Here is a 20,161-nt window from a genome sequence, read left to right as displayed (position 1 = left end):
ATCTGCGCGCCTCGGGCGTCAGCGGGGCAGGCCCAGCTTGGCGGCGCAACCCGGCCAGGAGCCGTAGCCGCCGGTGGCCGCGCGGACCTTCTCGGCGATCGCGATCTGGGTCTCGCGCGAGTTGTTGCTCGGCAGGCCGGAGCCGCCGTAGGCCTGCCACGTGCCGAGGTTGAACTGCAGCCCGCCGTAGTAGCCGTTGCCGGTGTTGATGGCCCAGTTGCCGCCGGCCTCGCACTGCGCGAGGGCGTCCCACACGGTGCCGCCGCCTGCGTAGTTCGGGGCCGCGACGACCGGGGCGGCGGTGCCGACCTTGACGATCGCGTCGACCGGTCGACGGATCAGCCGCTGGGTGAGCACGCTGCGCCGCACGATCTTGCCGTTGACCACGACGAGCCGGTAGGTGACGTCGCGCAGGCCGTCGCGGCCCGCACGGGCCACGCTGGTCTCGCCCTGGGTCATCGAGTCGTCGTCCTGCTCGATGGTGGAGAAGCCGACGGTCTCACCCTTGACGACCTTGCGGGCGAACTTGACGTCGGTGAAGACGATCTTGTCGCCGTTGGCGACCTCGGCACCGGGCGCCGGCACGGTGCGGTCACGGCCGTCGAGCCTCACGCCGACCTGGCGCAGCGCGTCCTTGACGGTGAGCGCGGGGACCGAGCGCACGATCGCCTTGCGGCCGGCCAGGCGGAAGGTGAGCTTCTTGGCGGTGACGATGTCGAGGTCGACGCCGCCACGCGGGATCGACAGGCTGCGGTCGAGGTCGAGCCGCGCGTGGTCGTAGGTGCGGCCGAGCTCGCCGAGCGCCGAGGCGACGTCGGTGCTGGTGACCCACTCGGTCGTGGTCTCACCGTCGACCGTGAGGGTGACGGGGCGGCCGAACTTCACGTTGATGAGGGTGCCGTCGCGCACGGGCTCGTCGAGCGCCGGAGCGACGACGTCGTGGCTGCCGACCTCGATGCCCTCGGCGTCGAGCACGTCACCGACGGTGTCACCGAGGGCACTGACCTCACGGGTCTGGCCGTCGACGCTCACGGTGACGTCCTTGCTGAGGGCTGCGTAGCCGAGCGTCGAACCGGTCACGGCCAGCACCACGCCGGCGACGAGGGCGACCAGGAGCTTCTTGCTGTGCAGCGCGCGGCGCCAGGGGCCGCGGGTGTTCTGGGTCTGGATCAGGGTGTCGTGTTCATGGGAGGTCATCAGGTTCCGAACGTCGCGCTCCCCGGGCCTCGGGCGGCCGGCGCCCCGCGTGCGCGACCCGGTCCCGGGCCGCCCGTCTGCGGGTATCGGGCTCCCAGCTGCGGGCCCGACGCGCGCCGGACGGGTCTTCCCGATCCCGGCCAACGCGTTCTAGGACAACAGCGACCCCGCCGGGAAAGCAAACCCGGGGCCCGGTCCCGAGGCGGGCGTCGTGGTCAGGATCACCCCAGAACGCCACACCAGCCTCACGAGTCACACCGTCCGCCGACCCGTCGCGTCGACGCGACGGGTCGGCAGCAGGATCACGTCGACCCGTCGCGTCTACGCGACGGGTCGATCACCAGTCGAGCACCAGTCGAGCACCAGTCGGTCACCAGGGGCCGCCGAAGGCCCGGCCGGTGTTGGCGTCGATGGCGCGGCACAGGGTCTCGAGGTCGTCGCCGCGGACCTCAGCCATCGCGCGGACGGTCAGCGGCACGAGGTAGGAAGCGTTGGGCCGGCCGCGGTACGGCGTGGGGGTGAGGTATGGCGCGTCGGTCTCGACGAGCACCCGGTCCAGGGGCGCCAGGGCCAGGGCGTCGCGCTGCGGCTGGGCGTTCTTGAAGGTCACGGTCCCGGCGAAGGACAGGTGGGCGCCGCGGTCGAGGCAGCGCCGGGCGACGTCGGCGTCGCCGGAGAAGCAGTGCATCACCCAGCGCTCGGGTGCGCCCTCCTCGTCGATGACCCGCAGCACCTCGTCGTGGGCGTCGCGGTCATGGATCACCAGCGTCTTGTCGAGCCGCTTGGCCAGGTCGATGTGGCGCCGGAACGACTCGACCTGCGCCGCCCGGCCCTCCTCGCCGGTGCGGAAGTGGTCGAGCCCGGTCTCGCCGACCGCACGGACCTTGTCGTGGGCCTGCGCCAGCGCCTCGATCTCGGCGAGCGCCTCGTCAAGACGACCCTCGGCCGCCAGCCGGGGCGCCTCGTTGGGGTGCAGGGCCACGCCGGCCACGATCGCGTCGTACGACGCCGCCGTCTCGACCGCCCAGCGCGCACCCGGCAGGTCGCAGCCGATCTGGACGATCCGCGGCACCCCGACGGCCGCCGCCGCGGCGAGCGCCTCGTCGGTGCTCAGCCAGTCGCCGTCGGCGATGTCGAGGTGGCAGTGGTTGTCGACGACCGGGTGCGGCAGCGGCTCGGGGGCCGGGGGGCGCTCGCGGTCGCGACGCGACCCGCTCCGCTCCTCGGTGGGCGCGCGCTCGCGGGTCGGGCCGTCGGGGTCGGCGGGATCGGCGCCGCTCACGCGGACGTCACCCGCTCGAGGATCGCCTCGGCGAGGGCGTCGGGCGCGTGCACCGGGATCCAGTGGTCGACGCCGGACAGCACCACGAGCTCGTACGGCGCGGCGACGTGGTCCTCGGTGCGCAGCACCCCGGCCCGGTCGAGGAAGTCGTCGCCGTCGCTCCACACCAGCGTGGTCGGCACCGTGATCGGGGCCCGCATCTGGCCCCGGTCGGCGAGGGGCAGCGCGCGGTAGTAGGCCAGCCCGCCGGGCAGGGCGCCGTGGTCGACGATCTCCTCGCGGAAGCGGGCGACCTCCTCGCGCGACATGCCGGTGCCGCGGAGCATCCGGTCGAAGAAGCCACCCGGGGTGGAAGCCATCCGCTCGGGCAGGCCCGGGGCCTGGAAGGCGAGCATGTACCACGACTTGAGGCCCTGCCTGGAGGTCACCAGCGCCTTGAGGAAGGCCTGCGGGTGCGGCACCGAGACGGCGGTGAGGGTGCGCGTCAGGTCGGGGTGACGCGCGGCGACGGTCCACGCGACGATCGCGCCCCAGTCGTGGCCGACGACGTGCGCGGGTCCGCCGGTGAGCCGGACCAGCGCGGCGACGTCGTCGGCGAGGTGGGTCGTGGTGTAGTCGCGACGCCGCGGCGGGCGGGCGCCGGACGAGTAGCCGCGCTGGTCGGGCGCGAGGGTGCGGTAGCCCTGGGCGTGCAGCAGCGGCGCCACCAGCCGCCAGCACGACGCCCGCTCGGGGAAGCCGTGCAGCAGCACGACCACCTCGCCGTCGACGGGGCCCTCGTCGACGACGTCGAAGGTGAGGCCCTCGTGCTGGTAGGACGTGATCCGCCCCGTCGGGGCCGGCGCGCTCACTTCTTGTGCACCAGGTCGTAGACGTCGCGCTTGGGTACGCCCGCCAGGAGCGCCACCTCGGCGATGGCTGCCTTCGTCGTCATGCCCTGATCCTCCCGCTCCCGTACGGCGGCGCGCAGGTCGGCCTCGTCGCTCGAGATGGCGGGGGCCGGGGCCGCACCCGACACGACCAGGGTGACCTCGCCGCGCACGCCCTCGGCGGCCCAGGCGGCGAGCTCGGCCAGGCCCCCTCGGCGTACCTCCTCGTGGGTCTTGGTCAGCTCGCGGCACACCGCACCGGGCCGGTCGTCGCCCCACGCCTCGGCCATCGCGGCCAGGGTCGCGGCGGTGCGGTGCGGGGCCTCGAAGAAGACCATCGTGCGCTGCTCGGCGGCCAGGCCGACCAGCCGCCGGGCCCGCTCCCCCGCCTTGCGCGGCAGGAACCCCTCGAAGCAGAAGCGGTCGACCGGCAGCCCCGAGACCGCGAGAGCCGTGAGCACGGCCGAGGGGCCCGGCACCGCCGTGACCAGCACCCCGGCCTCCACCGCGGCGGCGACCAGGCGGTAGCCCGGGTCGGAGACGCTCGGCATCCCGGCGTCGGTGACCAGCAGGACGCGCTCGCCGGCCAGCAGCGCCTCGAGGAGCACCGGCGTGCGCTGCTGCTCGTTGCCCTCGAAGTAGGACACGACCCGCCCGGTGACGCTCACCCCGAGGTCGCTCGTGAGCCGCTTGAGCCGGCGGGTGTCCTCGGCGGCCACGACGTCGGCGCCGGCGAGCTCCTCGGCCAACCGGGGCGGCGCGTCGCCGACGCGCCCGATGGGGGTCGCGGCCAGCACGAGGACGCCCGCGTCGACCGGACCGGGTCCTGCTGCGGGCCCGGCTGTGGGGTCGGGCGTGGAGGGCACCGGTCGATCATGGCGCACGTAGGATCCAGGCTCGTGACCACGCTGCAGGACCCGCCGCGCACCGGGGGGCCGACCGGGCTGTCGCAGACCGCGGACGGTCGTCCGGTCCCGACCGCGTGGCAGCGGGCCCGTGGCCGCCTGGGCCGGGCCGACGCGCGGCTGCAGAGCCGGCTCGCGTCGTGGGGTGCGGCGCTCGCGGTCACGCTGCTGGCCCTCGGCATGCGCCTGTGGCACCTCGGCTCGCCCCGCCGGTTCGCGTTCGACGAGACCTACTACGCCAAGGACGCGTGGGGCCTGCTCAACCAAGGCTTCGTGCGCGACTACCAGGACCGCATCGGCGGCCAGGACATCAACGACGCCATCCTCGACGGCCGCACCCAGGGCATCTGGGGCGACGGCCCGTCGATGGAGGTCCACCCCGAGGTCGGCAAGTGGGTGATCGCCCTGGGCGAGAAGGCCTTCGGCATGGACCCGTTCGGCTGGCGCATCTCAGCGGCCGTCGTCGGGGCGCTGATGGTGCTCGTCATGTGCCGGCTCGCCCGCCGGCTGACCGGCTCGACGACCCTGGGCTGCCTGGCCGGCCTGCTGCTGGCCTTCGACGGCCTGCACTTCACGCTCTCGCGGCTGGCCCTGCTCGACATCTTCCTGGCGTTCTTCCTGCTGTGCGGCGTCGCGTGCGTGGTCAACGACCGCGACTGGTACCGCGCCCGGCTGGCGCGACTGGTCGGTGACGACCCGCGCGGCGCCTCGTCCTTCGGACCCGTGCGGGGGCTGCTGTTCCGCCCCTGGCTGCTCGCCGCCGGCATCAGCTTCGGCCTGGCGATCGGCACCAAGTGGACCGCGCTCTACCCGCTGGGGGCGTTCGGCCTGCTCGTGTGGCTGTGGAGCGCCGGCGCACGCCGCTCGTTCGGCGTGCGGTGGGCGGTCGTGCGGTCGGCGCTCGTGGACGGCGTCCCCGCCTTCGTGCACCTGGTGCTGGTCGCCGGCGTCGTCTACGTCGCCTCCTGGTCGGGCTGGCTGGCGCACGCCGACGAGTACGAGCGGACCCTGTCGTCGACGCAGTACACCGGGTTCGTCAAGGAGAACCCCTGCATGGTCGGCTCCGACGGCGAGCGGACCAGCGACAACGAGAGCGACGACTCGGCCCGGTGGCCCACCGCCACCGAGGCCGACGCCAGCGGCCTGGGCGAGGTCGTGCAGTCGCTGCGCTCGCTCTGGTACTACCACCACGACGTTTACATCTTCCACACCCACTACCTCAACTGCAGCAGCCACGTCTACCAGTCGCAACCGTCGGGCTGGCTCCTCATCAACCGGCCGGTCGGCGCCGCGACCCAGCTCGACATCCAGCCCGGCCAGCAGGGCTGTGACGCGCGCCAGGGCTCGGAGTGCTACCGCCAGGTGCTGCTCATCGGCACGCCCGTGCTGTGGTGGGGCGGTGTGATCGCCCTGGTCGCCGCCGCGGTGCTGTGGGTCGGCGCGCGCGACTGGCGCTTCGGCGTCGCCGTGGTCGGCACCCTGTCGACCTGGCTGCCGTGGCTGCAGTACGACGACCGCCCCATCTTCTTCTTCTACGCCATCGCCTGCCTGCCGTTCCTGGTGCTCGCGATCACCCTGTGCCTGGGCCGGCTCATCGGGTCGTCGCGGCGCTCCTCGGCACGCCGGACCACCGGCGTCATCGTGGCCGGGTCCTTCCTCGTGCTCGTCGTGCTCAACTTCGCCTACTTCTACCCGATCCTGGCCTACCAGGTCATCGACAAGGCCGACTGGATCGACCGCATGTGGTTCTCCCGGTGGATCTAGCCCTGTCTGGTCGCCTCCAACCGGCCTGCGTCTCGCTGGCCGCCCTCACCTGGTAGCGCTGCCGCCGGCCTGGGTGGCGGCCGCCGAGACGCCGGACCGGCCTCCGGCTCCGTGCGCCCTGTGGTCGGCCTGGGTTCGTGGTCGGGGCGCCTCTTTGCTGGTCAGCTCCTCCCGCGTAGCGACGGGTCGGCGACGGTGGTCGCGACCGCATAGCCTGACCCCATGACGTCGTGGACCCCCGGCTGGGGCGAGTTTCCTGAGGCCCTGCTGGAGTTCTGGACCGAGCGGCACCTGTGCAGCCTGACCACGCTGCGCCCCGACGGCCGGCCCCACGTCGTCCCGGTCGGGGTCGCGCTCGACCACGAGCAGCAGTGCGCCTGGGTGATCACCACCGGCGGGTCGCGCAAGGTGCGCAACCTGCTCGAGGCGGGCGACCAGGGCGGTCAGGTGGCGGCCTGTGCCGTCGACGGTGCCCGGTGGTCGACGCTCGAGGGGGTGGGGGTCGTGGTGCACGACCCGACGTCGGTCGCGCGGGCGTGCGAGCGGTACGCCAGCCGCTACCGGGTGCCGCGGGTCAACCCCGAACGCGTGGCGATCCGGATCTCCGTGACCCGGTTCGTCGGGTCGGCCGGCCTGTTCTGACCGGGGCCGCTCAGGAGGCGGACTGGCTGGGCGGGGTGTCGGACGGCGGGGACGCGCCGTCACCGAGGCAGTAGTCGCCGAAGGCGACCAGGTCGACCGGGTCGAAGTGGGACGGGTCCTCGTGGGGGCCGGTCACCAGGTGGTAAGTGATGTCGAGACCGCGACCGGTCAGCTCGGAGATCAGTGCACCGGCGTTGTCGCGCAGGCCGACCAGCTCGTCGTCGGGCGAGGCGACGACGCGGTAGCGGACGTCGGCGGGCAGGTCGTCGATGTGGCGCACCGGGTTGCGGTCGTCGGGGACCGGGCCGCCGTAGGCGTCGGCGATGAAGCGCCGGGCTCCCATGACGCGGTCCATCTTGGTCAGCGAGATGGCCGGCTTGACGCCGTACCAGCACGACGGGACGGGGGCGCCGTGGAGCATCGCGTTGAGCGAGACCGCGCCGCCCATCGACCCCGAGACCCACAGCGAGGTCTTGACCCCGGCCTTGTCCTCGGCCCACTCGGTGAGCAGCGAGACGTCCTCGGTGGACGCGTCGTTGCCCCACGACTCGTCGTGGAAGCTCGAGGAGGCCACCGCCCAGCCCGAGCGCAGCAGGGCCCCGAGCCACGGACCGTCGATGCGGTCGTTGACGTTGCCGCCCTGGCCGTGGAAGTAGATCGCGAGCCCGCGCGGCTTGGCGTCGCCGGTCGGCAGGGTCACCCGGACCTCCTGCCCGGCGAGCTCGCCGCGGATCACGCCCCCGGCCTTCTCGCCGCTGGCGCCGGTGGTGACGCCCACCAGGAGCGCGGCCAGCACCGCGACCACGGCGACACGCACGATCAGGGAGGCGCGAGCGAGCAACCTGGCGCGCATCAGGGTCTCCTGTCGGCGGGGCGGGAGGGAGCAGATCGGACGCGCAAGATGATAGGTGCGACCGCCGACAAGTGCTGAATCGATCGGCTCGCGGCCCGACCGGTCGCCCCGGGGTCGCCCCCGGCACACGTCGGGCACACGTCAGGCGCGGGCCTCGCGGGCGGTGAGGGCGTCGGTGAGCAGGCCCACGAGCGCCTCGGTCTGGATGTCGACCGAGGAGCCGACCTCCTCGTCGGAGCCGTCGAGCGCGCGGGCGGCCAGGCCGGCCTTGCTGTCGATGAGCTCGGCGACCTTGGTGTCGACGGTCTGCGCGGCGATGATGCGCCACGCTGTGACCGGCTGGTCCTGGCCGATGCGGTGCACCCGGTCGATGGCCTGGGTCTGCTCGGCGTCGGTCCACGACAGCTCGGCGAGCACGACGTTGGAGGCGACCTGCAGGTTGAGGCCCACGCCCGCCGCGGTCAGCGAGCAGACGGCGATCGCGACCTCGGGGTCGTTGACGAACGCGTCGATGTTGGCCTGGCGGGTCTTGGGCGACTGGTCACCGCGCACCGAGGCCGACGTGAGGCCGCGCTTGGCGAACAGCTCCTCGGCCTGGTCCATCACGTCGACGTGCTTGGCGAAGAAGACGACCTTGCCGACGTTGCGGGCCAGCTGGGCGGCGTAGTCGGCGGCCAGCCCGGCCTTGGCCTGACCGATCTTGCGCATCATCGTGAAGACGTTGTCGCCGTCGGAGCCGGCCTTGCCGTTGGTGGTGTCCTCGCGCTCCCAGGTCGCCACGCGGCGGACCAGGTCGTGGTCGATGCCCTCGACCGTCACGCCCGTACGGCGGGTGGCCAGCGCCATGTCGTAGCGCTCGACCAGACGACGTGCGAGCTCGCGCTCGGCCTCGCGGATCGAGCGGCCGACCTCGCCCTCGAGCTCGACGGGCAGGTCGGCGATGCGGCGCGCCGGGATGTCGGAGGCGACGTCGACCTTGCGGCGGCGCACGATGCCGAGGTCGATCACCGCGGCCCGGGCGGCGGGGTAGAACGGCGGGTCGATGGGCGTCAGCCCGGTGTCCTCGAGCCGGTCCATCAGCGGCGGCAGCGGCTTCTTCTCGTCGATCCAGCCCAGGAACTGCCAGATCGCCCGGAAGTCGTCGATGTCGTTGATCAGGGGCGTGCCGGTCAACGCGGTCATCAGCGGTCGCGGAGTCCGGGCCCGGATCGAGTCGGCGATCTGCAGCACGTGCTGGGAGCGCTGGGACGACTTGTTCTTGATGAAGTGGGCCTCGTCGACGACCATCCCGCGGAACCCGTGGTGGCGCATCCAGCCGACGTGGCGGTCGAGGATCTCGTAGTTGACGATGACGATGTCGGCGTAGCCGTCGATGTCGTGGCCGTTGCCGTGGATGACGGTGGAGCTGCGGTGCGGGGTCCAGAGGCTGACCTCGCGGGCCCAGTTGGTCTTGACGACGCTCGGCACCACGACGAGCAGCGGGAACGCGTCGGCGGCCTGGGCCGCGAGCAGCGCCTGCGCGGTCTTGCCGAGGCCCGGCTCGTCGGCGAGCAGGAAGGTGCGGTGGCCGGCCGCGGCGGCCGCGACGACCTGGGCCTGGTGGTGCATCAGCTCCAGGCCGGCGGGCGCCTTGACCGAGGAGACCTCGGGCAGCGCCATGCAGGAGGTGACCCCACCGGCCGCGCGCTCGAACGACTCGAGCAGCGGCTCGATCAGCTCCCAGCCGGCGAGGCGGCGGGCGTGACCGGGGCGGGAGACCCCGCTGAAGTCGGGCACCAGGAACGGGTTGGCGAGCTGGTAGGACAGCACCGAGCGCGGGATGACCTGGCGCTCGGGGTCGAAGGTCGCGGCGCTCGGCTCGGGGGCGGCGAGCTCCTCGGGGTCGACCTCGACGCCAGCGGCCTCGAGCATCTCGCGCTTGAGCTCGCGCGCGGCCTCGGAGACCACGGCGTCCTCGGCCAGCAGCGAGAGCAGGGAGGTGTCGCGGGCGGTGGTCTTCGCCAGGATCGTGCCGATCCCGTCGAGGCGCTTGAGCTGGTCGGCGCGCTGGCCCTCGGTGATGTCGGGGTCGACCTTGACCCGTGAGCGCTCCTCGCGCGCCAGCAGCGCCACGACCTGGAACTTGGTCCGGCTCGACGGCTTGACCTTGCCGCGCTGCGCCGCACCCTCGACCTCGCGCACCGCGCGCGCCAGGATCGGGATGATCCCCTCGTTGTCGAGCTCGCGCCCACGCCGCGCACGGGCGTTGGCGCGGTTGGCGCCGTTCTGACGCTGGCCACCTCGAGCCAAGGCACTCCTCCTCCGGAGCAGCGACGCCGTCGGGGACGGTGTCGCGGGGTACGCCGGTACGTGGCGGCGGCCCAGCGGCGGGCCCGACGACGGTGAGGCTGGGTGTCGACGGGGACGACGCGAGCGGGCCGGGCGCTGGTCGCCGGCGAGCGTTGCTGCCACCGGCTGGTTGGGCCGGGTGGCGGGAGACAGCCGGTCTCACCACCGGCGTACCCGCATCGTACCTCTAGGTCACAGCGACCGTGGCATCAAGGTCCAGGACTCGCCCTCAGGACTCGAGCAACGGCACGTCGGCCTCGACCTCGCGGGTCCACGCCCCCTTGACCGCACGCCACTGCTCGTCGTCGTGGCCGCGGCGCCAGTACGGCGAGCACGACAGCCGTTCACGGGCCACGACCTCCTGCTCGAGCAGGTGGCGGCGTACGGCGCGGGTGGCGACGGCCTCGCCGTGCACGAAGGCGCTCACGGTGCCCGGCAGCGGGGCGAGCGCGGCGACGGCCGCCGGCAGCAGGTCCTCGACGCGACCAGCGGCACCGGCCCGGTGGACCCAGGTCACGGTCAGCTCGCCGGGCGACGTCAGCGCGAGCTCGCCCGCGGCGTCCTCGACCTCGACCACCGCGACGACCCGACGACCGGCGGGCACCGCCGCCAGCGAGGCCGCGATCGCCGGCAGCGCGCTCTCGTCGCCGACCAGGAGGTAGGAGCCGGCGTCGGGGTCGGGCACCCAGGAGCCGGCGGGCCCGCGCAGCTGCAGGCGGTCGCCGGGCTGGGCGTGCTGGGCCCAGCGGCCGGCGCGACCGACGTCGCCGTGCACGACGAAGTCGAGGGTGAGCCGGCGCTGGGCGGCGTCCCAGGAGCGGACGGTGTAGCGGCGCGGGTAGGGCCGCTGCTCGCGCGGCAGGTCGCGCACGGCCTCGTCGTCGAACGGAACGGTGTAGGGCGCGCCCTCGGGCACGAAGGACGCGTTGACGTAGGAGTCGGTGCCCGCGGGCACCGCGAAGCCGTCGAGACCGGGGCCCCCGAGCACGACGCGGACCAGCTGGGGGGTCAGGACCTGGGTCGAGATGACCTCGCCGTACATGCCGCTCCTCGGGGTTGGGGTGAGGCAACGCTAACCTGGCGCGCCTCGCGCTCCACCGACTTCGAGCTGGGGCGACGCGGGTGCTACCGTTTCGCCTCGCGTCGTACCACCGGTGTGGCGCACTGGGGCTGTGGCGCAGTTGGTAGCGCGTCTCGTTCGCAATGAGAAGGTCAGGGGTTCGAATCCCCTCAGCTCCACCGAGAGAATCCCCCGAGTGACCTGCGGAACGCACGGATCACCCGGGGGATTCGTCGTTGTCGTGCGCCCGCTCGTCCGGTGGATGGCTCCCGGCGGTACTTGGTGGCGATGCCTTCGGGTGCTGGTGGTCGAACGACCAAGTCTGCGCCGGCGACTCCCTCACGTCGCCCACGCTCATCGCGCGGGCCTCACCCAGCGCAGGCCGGTCCAGCCCAGGATGAGCAGGACGTTTGCGAGCCGGGGTGGAACCCGTGACACCAGTCCGGTCCAGGACGCCGGCCTTGGCCTGGCCGGTGTTCTTGGACTCGTGGCCGAGGGCGCCTCAAGGCCAGACCCGGAGCGCCGTACTGCAGCAGCGGTCGGCTTGCGGAACGTTCCTGCTGCGGGTGCGACGGGTCGGCGGGGCTTCTCGGCGTGGATGAGTCCGCGCCGCGGTAGCTCAGTGTTGTGATTTCGATCACGCGTGAGTTAGATTTGTCGCATTCATGAGGGGGTGGGTCTTGGCGGACGCGGACTCGGTTCGGATCGATGACCAGCTCTGCTTCGCGCTCTACGCGGCGACGAACGCCGTCATCCGGGCCTACCGCCCGCTGCTGCGCGACATCGGGCTGACCTATCCGCAGTACCTGACCCTCATGGTGCTGTGGCAGCAGGATGGCCTCTCGGTCCATCAGATCGCCGACCGCCTGCAGTTGGCCGGCAACGCACTCACGCCCCTCATCGCCCGTCTCGAACACCTCGGCTACCTCTCGCGGTCGCGCGATGACGTCGACCGGCGCATCGTCCGTGCCTTCCTGACCCCGCTGGGCGCAGAAATCGAGCGTCGGGCCGCGGCAGTTCAGCGGCAGGTCGTGTGCCGGACCGGCCTGGACGAGGCGTCCCTCGTCGCGTTGCGGTCGCAGCTGCACAACCTCGTCGACCACATGCGTGCGCCCGCCACATGTGACAGATCAATCGGAGGAGAAGCATGGTGACGACCACCAAGACCCCACAGGCCACCACGACTCCCCAGAAGGCGCACGTCCCCGACACGCGACGGCTCGCCACCGATGCGGATCCATCAACAGCCGCCGAGGTGCAGCCGGGCGACGCGACGCTCTACGAACGCCTGGGTGGGTGCTACGGCATCGCCGGTGCCGTCGACATCCTCGTCGATCGGCTGTTCCAGAACGTGAAGGTGAACGCCAATGACATGGTGCACAAGCATCACGGCAACCCGGCTAACGCCGCTGGCTACAAGTGGCTCGTGACCTCGTGGTCGATCGAGGCCGCCGGTGGCCCCAAGTGCTACATCGGTCACGACATGGACACCGCCCATGAGCACCTGGCCATCGACAAGGCAGGTTTCGACGCGGTCTCGAAAGAGATCGAGGCGACCCTCGACTTCGTCGGCGTACCGGAGCGGGAACTGCGCGAGTTTATGGACATCATCGAGAGCTACCGCTCGAAGGTCGTCCAGGCCTGAGACCCGATCGCGCGATGCCGAGCGACCTGCGGTGCCTTTGGGACATGGGCCCACGAAGCGTGCCAGTGCGGGATCCCGCACTGGTCACGCTCCGCGTGACGATCGGCTCGTGGCACGTGAGTAGTAGCGAACGAAGCGGCGGCAAGCCGTCTTGGAGGATGTCGGCTGAACCCATCATCGCCCCGTGGCGCGATCATTCCCGGAGTCGGATTCGTCGAGGGCGCCGAGGCCGCGGTCATCGGCCAACGCCATGCTCGCCCGCAAGAAGTTTCTCAGGTGATGACCACGCCCCGATCAGTCGATGACGTCCTCAAGCACACCGACGAGCTCGTCTGAGATCCGGGCTCGTCGGCGCAAGCGGTGCAAGCACCAGAACGACCGCACATGTGGTGACAGCACGCAAGGCACACCTTCGCGATGAGAAGGTCAGGGGGTTCGAGTCCCGTCAGCTCCCCCGCCATCCGACCGGCAGCGACCGGCAGCGACCGGCAGCGACCGGCAGCGACCGGGGGTCATGCCGGGTGGTCCGGGTCCCGGGTCGCTCGGGACCTTGTGCCCTGCTGTGGCGTCGCGCGTCCACGGACGATGGTCGTGGCCAGCAAGACCACCGATGCGCCCGCCGCTGAGGAGACCGTCCCGTGAACCAGTCGTACGTCACGCTCGTGACCGCGCTCCTGTTCGTCTCGGCCCTGGGCGCCTGGTCGCTCTTCACCGTGCGCCACGAGCTGTCGGCGCGCCGCGCCGTACGTCGTCGCACCGTCGCGCGGGTCGGCGTCACCGCACGCCCGGCCGTGCGCCGGGTCGCTGCGACCAGCGGGCGCTAGCCGCTCGCGGGCCGGTCCGTGGCCACCCGGCCGTCCCGAGCGTCCGGGTGGTCCCGCCGCAGCGGTCAGACGCCGCCGGCCGGCAGCGCCTCGAGCAGGATCTCGGGGTTGTCGCGGGCGGTGACGTCGGCCCGCCACTTGTCGACGAACAGCGCCATGGGGGTGCCGTCGGAGCGGCGCAGCACCTCGACGCCGCGCTTGCCGACCAGGGCGGCCGCGCCGGAGTCGTCGGTACGCCGCGCGACCTGGTAGTCCAGGCGCGACAGCCGGATCGGCGAGTTGAACTCGTGGGTCATCCGCTCCTGCACCACCTCGAACTGCATCGGCCCGACCGCCGCGAGCACCGGGCTCTGGTCGCCGCGCAGGTCGGAGCGCAGCACCTGTACGACCCCCTCCTGGTCGAGCTGATCGATGCCCTTGCGGAACTGCTTGTAACGGCCGATGTCGGCCGCGGTCGCGGTCATGAAGTGCTCGGGGGCGAAGCTCGGGACCGGCGGGAACTCGATGGCGTCGCCGACGTAGACGGTGTCCCCGACACGCAGGGCCGCCGCGTTGACCAGGCCGATGATGTCTCCGGGCGCGGCGGTCTCGATCGAGGAGAGCTCGCGACCGAAGACCGCCTGGGCGTACTTGGTCGCGAAAGGGCGCCCGGTCGAGGCGTGGGTGACGACCATGCCGCGCTCGAAGGTGCCGGACACGACGCGGGCGTAGGCCAGCCGGTCGCGGTGGGCGGCGTTCATGCCCGACTGCACCTTGAAGACGAACGCGCTGAACTCGTCGTCGGGCTCACGCACCGACCCGTCGACGCCGGGCGTCGCGTGCGGGGCGGGGGCCAGGTCGAGCAGCAGGTCGAGCAGCTGCGCGACGCCGAAGTTCTGCAGCGCAGAGGCGAACATGACCGGGGTCGTCGTGCCGGCCAGGAAGAGCTCCTGGTCGTGGTCGGCACCGTCGGCCGCGAGCAGCTCGCTCTCCTCGACGGCGTCCTGCCAGACCGCGAGGTCGTCGGGCTCGACCTCGGTCGGGGCCATCCGTCTCTCGGGGGCCCGCGTCGCGCCACCGGCGGTGCGGGTGTACTTCACGAACTCCCCGGTACGCCGGTCGAGCACGCCGCGGAAGTCGCCCGCCTCGCCGACGGGCCAGGTCAGCGGGGTCGGGCGCAGCTTGATCTGCTTCTCGATGAGGTCCATCAGCTCCAGCGCCGACAGGCCCGGTCGGTCCCACTTGTTGATGACGGTGATCACCGGGATGCCGCGCAGGGCGCAGACCTTGAACAGCTTGAGGGTCTGCGGCTCGAGCCCCTTGCCGGCGTCGACCAGCATCACGGCCGAGTCGACGGCCGAGAGCACGCGGTAGGTGTCCTCGGAGAAGTCGGAGTGGCCGGGGGTGTCGACGAGGTTGACGACGTGGTCGCGGTAGTTGAACTGAAGCGCGGCGGAGGTGATGGAGATGCCGCGGGCCTTCTCCATGTCCATCCAGTCCGACACCGTCGCGCGACGCCCGCCCTTGCCGTGCACGGCGCCGGCCTCGGTGATCACGCGCGCGTGCAGCGCGAGCGCCTCGGTCAGGGTCGACTTGCCGGCGTCGGGGTGGCTGATGACGGCGAAGGTACGGCGGGGTCTGACGTCGGACACCGGTCGAATCTACCGGGCGGCGCCGTCTAGTCCGTACTCGTGGACGTCCGGCCCGCACCGGCCTCACCCGCACCGGCCTCACCCGCACCGGCCTCACCCGCACCGGCCTCACCCGCACCGGCCTCACCCGGGCTGACGGACCCGTGCGGGTGGTCCGGGCACCAGGGGCGCCTGTTGGGCTGGACCCATGGCCAGAGAACACGACACGACCACCCACGACACCCAAGAAGCCCGTGGCAAGAACGGCATCAAGGTCACGCCCAAGGAGATCGTGGGGCTGGTGGTCCTGCTCGTCGCCGCCATCTTCTGCGCCCAGAACACCGGCGACACCACGATCCGGTTCTTCGGCGGCGACATCGATTCGCCGCTGTGGGTCTGGCTGCTCGGCGTCCTTGTGGTGGGGGTGCTCGTCGGGCTCGTGCTGCCCTACGGGCGTCACCGCAAGGACTGACCCTCGGGGCGGATGCCGCCGTAGATCACCCGGCGGGCGATCAGGTCCTGCATCACGACCCTCGCCGTCCAGCCCGGGAAGCGCAGCTTGCGGCCCGACGGGAAGTAGATGTCGACGCCGTCGGGCTGCACCCCGGTGACCGAGCCCCAGCGTCGCGTGGTGGTGCGGAAGGTCCTGAGCGGCCGACCGGACAACGTCGCGAGGATGTTGGCGGCGAGCACCTTGTCGGCGCGGTTGCGGGCCGAGGAGCGCAGCGGGTCGGTGGCGGCGACGTCGCCGATCGCGAAGACCCCGTCGTGACCCGGGACCCGGAGGTCGCGACCCGCGCGGACGAACCCGTCGTCGTCGAGCAGCTCGGCGGGCAGCCAGTCGGTGTGGGGGCGGACCCGTCCGATCGCCCAGAGCACGGCGTCGGCCTCGGCCGGGGCCTGGCCGGTGCTCCACGCCACCGGGCCGGTGGTGATCTCGTCGAGCGCGGACCCGCCGGGCACGACGGCCCGATGGCCCGGGTGCAGGCCGACCCCGAGCGCCTCGAGCCGCGCGGAGACGTCGGCCCAGACCTTGCCGTGGTGGGCCGGCAGCGCCCGCTCGCCGGGGAACCACAGGTCGACCCGCGTGTCGGGGAAGGCGGCGGCGAGGTTGACGGCGCTGCTCACCGCTGCCGCTCCCCCGCCGACCACGGCGATCGACGAGGCGGCGGCGAGCCGCTCGTGCGCCGCGCGCAGGCCCGCCTCGACCTCGGCGGCCGACTCCAGGCCCGCGCGCCGCCAGAACCCGTTGCTGACCCCGGTCGAGATCACCAGCACGTCGTAGGGCTCGTCGTACGACGTGTGGTCGGGTCGGGTGACCGTCACCGTGCGCGCGGCCAGGTCGAGCCCGGTGAGGCTCCCGTGGACGACGCGCAGCCCGTCGAGGCGCCGGTAGCGGTCGAAGTCGACGAGGTAGTCGCGGCGCCAGTCGTCGGGGCGCGCGAGGCGGAGGCCGAGCTCCTGACCGCTGACCAGCATCGGCTTGCTGGAGATCCCGACCAGCTCGAGGTCGCGCGCGGCTCGCGACCGCGCGAGCTGGATCGCGGTGAGCAGGCCGCTGTCGCCGAGACCGGCGATGACGACCCGCGTCATGCCGCGGCGGTGTCGCGAGACCCGCGCGGTGGGCGCGGCACGAACATCGGCACCCGGTCGATGACGTCCTGGTAGCGGGGCCGCCGCGCGAGGCTGCGCTCCTCCATCATCGGGATGCTGGCCCCCAGGAACATCGCGAGCATCGCGATCGCCCCGAGGAACACCAGCCACCAGTCGCCGGGTGAGGCGGCCAGCCCGAACAGGCCGAGCGCCACCCAGAAGGCCCACTCGCCGAAGTAGTTGGGGTGCCGCGACCACGCCCAGAGCCCCCGGTCCATGGCCTGGCCGGGCTGCTTGGTGCGGGCGAAGCGGTACATCTGGACGTCGGCGACGTAGGTGAGCAGCACTGCGCCGAGCCCGACCACCACGGCGACCACGTCGAGCCAGCCGACAGGGCGGCCGGGGGCGGTCACGGCGACGTAGACCGGCACCATGGCGAGGAAGACCTGCAGCGTCGGGACGACGTGGATCGCGAGCAGGTCGACGACCGCCTCGGCGCGGCCCGCGCGCTCGCGCAGCATCGGGTAGCGCCAGTCCTCGTGGTGCAGGCCGGGGAACGCGTAGACCCAGTTGCCGGTCAGCCGCACCGCCCACACCACGACGACGACGAGCACCAGCACGTTGCGGGTGGTGTCGACGTCGCCGTCGGCGCTCGCCGCGGCCCACCAGTACGCCGCCAGGAAGGGCGGCAGCACGCTCCAGTAGGCGTCGTAGAAGCTGGAGTTATGGTGCACGCGGCTGGCGCCGAAGACCACCAGCGTGGCGATCAGGTCGGCCAGCAAGCCGTCGAGCCACAACCGCCCGGTGTCGGGCCCCGCCAGCAGCCACACCGCTGCGGCGCCGAACGCCAGGACGTAGGCGACGCCGACGCGCGCCAGCGAAGCACCTTTGCTCATGTGGGCGAACCTAGTGGACCGGACAGGTGTCCGGTGGGGTTTCGCCGCCGGTCAGGAGCCGGCGGCGCGCCGCCGCTGCTCGGCCTCGGCGCGCGCGCTGCGGGTCTTGCGCTCGGCGTCGGCCTCCCGGGCCAGGGCCGAGTCGGCCGCGAGCGGGCCGGAGGTCCAGACGCCGGTGGCGTCGAGGTCGATGGTGCGCACCGAGCGGCGGGCGGCGGGCTCCTTGCCGACGTAGGTCGGCAGCGTGACCGGGACGGGGTCCCAGCCGGCCGACGCCGGACCGGCGTCGGCGGCGGGCTCCTGCTCGGCGACGCGCTCGGCCTGCTTCCCGGCCTGCATCTCGGCCTCGACCGTGATCTCGGCCTGGACCGCGACGATCTCCTCGGTGGCCGGGTCGCCCTCGTCGGTGGCCGGTGTGGGGTCCTCGGTGATCAGCGGCAGGCGGCGGGTGGGCCCGGCCACGGCGCGCTCGCGCTTGACCATGAGGCGGCAGGCGACGAGCCAGGCGACGAGCACGACCCCGGGGACCGCGAGCCAGGCGAAGGACAGGTGGCCCAGCGCCGCGGCCACGGCGACCGCGACCCCGGCGAGCACGATGGTGAGCACGACACGCAGCCGGCGGCGCGCGGCCCGCGCGGCCGCGGCGCGGCGTACGGCGGGCGGGACCGTGGCGACGGGGGTGGCGACCGGGGTGTCGACGGGGACCGACGACTCGACCGCGACGGCCGGCTTGCCCGGGACGACCAGGCGGGCCGACCGGGAGTCGACCGGCTCGCGGCGGGCCAGCACCCGCAACCGCACCGAGAACCCCTCGACGGTGCGTGAGGCGCTGCTGTCCTCGTGGTGCCGCAGCGCCTTCGGGATCAGGTAGGTGGCCCAGGCCACCGCCAGGGCGACGAAGATCAGTGCGCTCAGGTCCACAGCCCGAGGTTAGGAGCGCTGACCCATCGCGGGGCGGATGTCAACAGGTGTGTCGGAGATTTGCTGCTGTGACTCCTGAGGTCCACCCCCTCGCCGACCCGTCGCGTCTACGCGACGGGTCGGCGCAATTCCTCGCCGACCCGTCGCGTCTACGCGACGGGTCGGCGTGGACCTGGGACTAGGAGCCGGCCTCCAGGCTGGCCTCGTAGCGGCGCAGGAGGCCCAGGGGGACCTCCTCCTTGGTGATCGCGTAGAGCCGGTGGTCGCGCCAGTCGCCGTCGATGTGCAGGAAGCGTGGGGCGTAGCCGACCTCGTGGAAGCCGAGCTTCTCGACCACGCGCAGCGAGTTGGAGTTCTCGGGACGGATGGCGACCTCGATGCGGTGCAGGCCGGCGACCTCGAAGCAGTGGTCGACAGCCATCGCGACGGCGCGCGGCATCACGCCGCGCCCCGCGAAGGCCTGGTCGATCCAGTAGCCGATCGACGCGAACTGCGCCGAGCCGCGCACGATGTTGTTGACGGTGAGCTGCCCGGCGAAGTGGTCGTCGACCTCGACGGCCCACGGCAGGGTGGTGCCCTCCCGGGCCGAGGCCGACAGCCGGCGTACGAGGGTGCCGAAGGTGACCGGTCGCGGCGGCGAGCCGGGCGGCGCCGTGGCGTCCCAGCGGACCAGCCACACGGCGTTGCGCTGGCGCGCCGAGCGCCAGGCGGCCAGGTCGGAGCGGCGCAGCGGCCGCAGGGTCACGGTGGGCGAGGAACCGCTGGTGAGGGTCACCGGCCACCCGCCCCGCGCACCGCGGCCCCACCGGGGGCTCAGTGGTCGCTCCCGACGACCTGCTCCACGGCGTGCACCAGGATGGGGCGCAGCACGGCGAGCCCGTCCTTGACCCCACCGCGAGAGCCGGGGAGGTTGACCACCAGGCAGTCGCCGACGACGCCGGCCAGGCCACGCGACAGCACCGCCGTCGGCACCCCCGCGGCGGCACCGGCCGCGCGGATCGCCTCGGCGATGCCGGGCACCTCGCGGTCGAGCAGCGCCCGGGTCTGCTCGGGGGTGCGGTCGGTCGGCGTCAGCCCGGTGCCGCCGGTGGTGAGCACGAGCCGCGCTCCCCCGTCGACGGCGGCGCGGATCGCGGCGCCCACCGGGTCGCCGTCGGGTACGACGACCGGCGCGTCGACCGCGAAGCCGAGCTCCTGGAGCGCGATGACGATGAGCGGCCCGGTCTCGTCGGCGTAGACGCCGGCCGCGGCACGGTTGGAGGCGACGACGACCTCGGCACGCAGGCTCACGACGGGTCCGCCCGCAGGAAGTCGCCGCTCTTGCCGCCGGTCTTGGTCTCGACGCGGACGTCGGTGATGACCGCGGCCTTGTCGACCGCCTTGACCATGTCGACCACGGTGAGCGCGGCGACCGAGACGGCGGTCAGCGCCTCCATCTCGACGCCGGTGCGGTCGGTGGTGCGGACCGCGGCGGTGAGGTCGACGGAGGTGTCGGTGACGACCAGGTCGACGGTGACCGACGAGAGCGCGAGCGGGTGGCACAGCGGGATCAGGGTCGAGGTCTGCTTGGCGCCCATGATGCCGGCGATGCGGGCGACCGCGAGCGCGTCGCCCTTGGGCACGCCCTCCCCGCGCAGCAGCGCGATCACCGCCGGCGACACGAGCACGCGGCCCGACGCGGTCGCCGTACGGGCGGTGACGTCCTTGGTGGAGACGTCGACCATGCGGGCGGCGCCGCTCTCGTCGACGTGGGTCAACCGGTCACTCATGCG

Annotated in this window: 20 protein-coding genes and 1 tRNA gene; 7 read left to right on the top strand and 14 right to left on the bottom strand. The window is 72.7% G+C overall.

The features are described from left to right. Positions 1 to 18 precede the first annotated feature (18 nt). From FZC61_RS09260 to rsmI, 4 genes are all read right to left on the bottom strand, one after another. Positions 19 to 1,197 carry a resuscitation-promoting factor gene (locus FZC61_RS09260; RefSeq protein WP_148613840.1) on the bottom strand — a complete coding sequence of 393 codons (1,179 nt, stop codon included), beginning with the start codon at positions 1,195 to 1,197 and terminating at the stop codon, positions 19 to 21. A 370-nt stretch (positions 1,198 to 1,567) separates the two neighbouring features. Next, the gene (locus FZC61_RS09255; protein ID WP_148613839.1) at positions 1,568 to 2,479 is read right to left on the bottom strand and encodes a TatD family hydrolase; all 912 of its coding nucleotides are present in this window, start codon (positions 2,477 to 2,479) and stop codon (positions 1,568 to 1,570) included. Beyond that, entirely contained in the window at positions 2,476 to 3,330 is an 855-nt protein-coding gene (locus tag FZC61_RS09250) for an alpha/beta fold hydrolase (RefSeq protein ID WP_148613838.1), read from the bottom strand. The genes FZC61_RS09255 and FZC61_RS09250 overlap by 4 nt, the downstream gene beginning before the upstream one ends. Then, positions 3,327 to 4,145, bottom strand: coding sequence for a 16S rRNA (cytidine(1402)-2'-O)-methyltransferase (rsmI, locus tag FZC61_RS09245; RefSeq protein ID WP_246142618.1), 819 nt, complete (start codon positions 4,143 to 4,145; stop codon positions 3,327 to 3,329). The genes FZC61_RS09250 and rsmI overlap by 4 nt, the downstream gene beginning before the upstream one ends. A gap of 102 nt (positions 4,146 to 4,247) precedes the next feature. Between rsmI and FZC61_RS09240 the strand changes: the two genes are divergently transcribed. Together FZC61_RS09240 and FZC61_RS09235 are read left to right on the top strand one after the other, a co-directional pair. Further along, complete coding sequence (locus tag FZC61_RS09240; RefSeq protein WP_246142615.1) at positions 4,248 to 6,017, top strand: dolichyl-phosphate-mannose--protein mannosyltransferase; 1,770 nt, start codon at positions 4,248 to 4,250, stop codon at positions 6,015 to 6,017. Between the two features lie 222 nt (positions 6,018 to 6,239). Next, on the top strand, positions 6,240 to 6,659 hold the full coding sequence (locus tag FZC61_RS09235; RefSeq protein ID WP_148613835.1) for a pyridoxamine 5'-phosphate oxidase family protein: 420 nt from the start codon (positions 6,240 to 6,242) through the stop codon (positions 6,657 to 6,659). Positions 6,660 to 6,669: 10 nt separating this feature from the next. On the opposite strand, the gene FZC61_RS09230 is transcribed toward FZC61_RS09235, so the two are convergent. The 3 genes from FZC61_RS09230 to FZC61_RS09220 all read right to left on the bottom strand — a co-directional run bounded on the left by FZC61_RS09230 (position 6,670) and on the right by FZC61_RS09220 (position 10,882). Next, on the bottom strand, positions 6,670 to 7,512 hold the full coding sequence (locus FZC61_RS09230; RefSeq protein ID WP_148613834.1) for an alpha/beta hydrolase family protein: 843 nt from the start codon (positions 7,510 to 7,512) through the stop codon (positions 6,670 to 6,672). 141 nt (positions 7,513 to 7,653) lie between these two features. Continuing rightward, a complete protein-coding gene (locus FZC61_RS09225) occupies positions 7,654 to 9,801 on the bottom strand; it encodes a DEAD/DEAH box helicase (protein ID WP_148613833.1) in 2,148 nt (715 codons plus the stop codon). Between the two features lie 268 nt (positions 9,802 to 10,069). After that, the gene (locus tag FZC61_RS09220) at positions 10,070 to 10,882 is read right to left on the bottom strand and encodes a siderophore-interacting protein (protein ID WP_148613832.1); all 813 of its coding nucleotides are present in this window, start codon (positions 10,880 to 10,882) and stop codon (positions 10,070 to 10,072) included. 124 nt (positions 10,883 to 11,006) lie between these two features. Between FZC61_RS09220 and FZC61_RS09215 the strand changes: the two genes are divergently transcribed. The 4 genes from FZC61_RS09215 to FZC61_RS09200 all read left to right on the top strand — a co-directional run bounded on the left by FZC61_RS09215 (position 11,007) and on the right by FZC61_RS09200 (position 13,369). Beyond that, a tRNA-Ala gene (locus FZC61_RS09215) sits at positions 11,007 to 11,079 on the top strand. A 501-nt stretch (positions 11,080 to 11,580) separates the two neighbouring features. Beyond that, entirely contained in the window at positions 11,581 to 12,054 is a 474-nt protein-coding gene (locus FZC61_RS09210) for a MarR family winged helix-turn-helix transcriptional regulator (RefSeq protein ID WP_170286042.1), read from the top strand. Continuing rightward, positions 12,051 to 12,545, top strand: a complete 495-nt coding sequence (locus FZC61_RS09205; RefSeq protein WP_211357172.1) for a group I truncated hemoglobin — start codon at positions 12,051 to 12,053, stop codon at positions 12,543 to 12,545. Before FZC61_RS09210 ends, FZC61_RS09205 begins: the two co-directional genes overlap by 4 nt. 638 nt (positions 12,546 to 13,183) lie before the next feature. Then, a complete protein-coding gene (locus tag FZC61_RS09200) occupies positions 13,184 to 13,369 on the top strand; it encodes a hypothetical protein (protein ID WP_148613829.1) in 186 nt (61 codons plus the stop codon). Positions 13,370 to 13,434: 65 nt separating this feature from the next. Here FZC61_RS09200 and FZC61_RS09195 read toward each other — a convergent pair whose 3' ends face one another. Next, complete coding sequence (locus FZC61_RS09195; protein ID WP_148613828.1) at positions 13,435 to 15,000, bottom strand: peptide chain release factor 3; 1,566 nt, start codon at positions 14,998 to 15,000, stop codon at positions 13,435 to 13,437. A 187-nt stretch (positions 15,001 to 15,187) separates the two neighbouring features. Here FZC61_RS09195 and FZC61_RS09190 point away from each other — a divergent pair, with 187 nt between their 5' ends. After that, a complete protein-coding gene (locus FZC61_RS09190; protein WP_148613827.1) occupies positions 15,188 to 15,451 on the top strand; it encodes a lipopolysaccharide assembly protein LapA domain-containing protein in 264 nt (87 codons plus the stop codon). On the opposite strand, the gene FZC61_RS09185 is transcribed toward FZC61_RS09190, so the two are convergent. From FZC61_RS09185 to moaC, 6 genes are all read right to left on the bottom strand, one after another. Then, entirely contained in the window at positions 15,436 to 16,572 is a 1,137-nt protein-coding gene (locus FZC61_RS09185; protein WP_148613826.1) for an FAD-dependent oxidoreductase, read from the bottom strand. The two genes, FZC61_RS09190 and FZC61_RS09185, sit on opposite strands and share 16 nt — an antisense overlap. Then, positions 16,569 to 17,468, bottom strand: coding sequence for a DUF1295 domain-containing protein (locus FZC61_RS09180; protein WP_148613825.1), 900 nt, complete (start codon positions 17,466 to 17,468; stop codon positions 16,569 to 16,571). The genes FZC61_RS09185 and FZC61_RS09180 overlap by 4 nt, the downstream gene beginning before the upstream one ends. 51 nt (positions 17,469 to 17,519) lie before the next feature. After that, positions 17,520 to 18,389: a divisome protein SepX/GlpR gene (sepX, locus tag FZC61_RS09175; RefSeq protein WP_148613824.1), complete on the bottom strand. Its 870-nt coding sequence runs from the start codon at positions 18,387 to 18,389 to the stop codon at positions 17,520 to 17,522. A gap of 178 nt (positions 18,390 to 18,567) precedes the next feature. Then, positions 18,568 to 19,164, bottom strand: coding sequence for a GNAT family N-acetyltransferase (locus FZC61_RS09170; protein ID WP_246142614.1), 597 nt, complete (start codon positions 19,162 to 19,164; stop codon positions 18,568 to 18,570). 38 nt (positions 19,165 to 19,202) lie between these two features. Beyond that, a complete protein-coding gene (locus FZC61_RS09165) occupies positions 19,203 to 19,679 on the bottom strand; it encodes a MogA/MoaB family molybdenum cofactor biosynthesis protein (RefSeq protein WP_148613822.1) in 477 nt (158 codons plus the stop codon). Further along, on the bottom strand, positions 19,676 to 20,158 hold the full coding sequence (moaC, locus tag FZC61_RS09160) for a cyclic pyranopterin monophosphate synthase MoaC (RefSeq protein ID WP_148613821.1): 483 nt from the start codon (positions 20,156 to 20,158) through the stop codon (positions 19,676 to 19,678). The genes FZC61_RS09165 and moaC overlap by 4 nt, the downstream gene beginning before the upstream one ends. Positions 20,159 to 20,161 lie beyond the last annotated feature (3 nt).

The organism is Nocardioides rubriscoriae, assembly GCF_008087085.1.
GTDB classification, from domain to species: domain Bacteria; phylum Actinomycetota; class Actinomycetes; order Propionibacteriales; family Nocardioidaceae; genus Nocardioides; species Nocardioides rubriscoriae.
The sequence above is the reverse complement of the archived record's forward strand: the minus strand, read 5'-3'. Positions and strand labels throughout refer to the sequence as shown.

Coding starts and splice junctions, on each gene's coding strand:
- FZC61_RS09260 (WP_148613840.1), bottom strand. CDS start 1,197: ATGACCTCCCATGAACACGACACCCTGATCCAGACCCAGAACACCCGC.
- FZC61_RS09230 (WP_148613834.1), bottom strand. CDS start 7,512: ATGCGCGCCAGGTTGCTCGCTCGCGCCTCCCTGATCGTGCGTGTCGCC.
- FZC61_RS09190 (WP_148613827.1), top strand. CDS start 15,188: ATGGCCAGAGAACACGACACGACCACCCACGACACCCAAGAAGCCCGT.
- moaC (WP_148613821.1), bottom strand. CDS start 20,158: ATGAGTGACCGGTTGACCCACGTCGACGAGAGCGGCGCCGCCCGCATG.
- FZC61_RS09185 (WP_148613826.1), bottom strand. CDS start 16,572: ATGACGCGGGTCGTCATCGCCGGTCTCGGCGACAGCGGCCTGCTCACC.
- FZC61_RS09180 (WP_148613825.1), bottom strand. CDS start 17,468: ATGAGCAAAGGTGCTTCGCTGGCGCGCGTCGGCGTCGCCTACGTCCTG.
- FZC61_RS09235 (WP_148613835.1), top strand. CDS start 6,240: ATGACGTCGTGGACCCCCGGCTGGGGCGAGTTTCCTGAGGCCCTGCTG.
- FZC61_RS09220 (WP_148613832.1), bottom strand. CDS start 10,882: ATGTACGGCGAGGTCATCTCGACCCAGGTCCTGACCCCCCAGCTGGTC.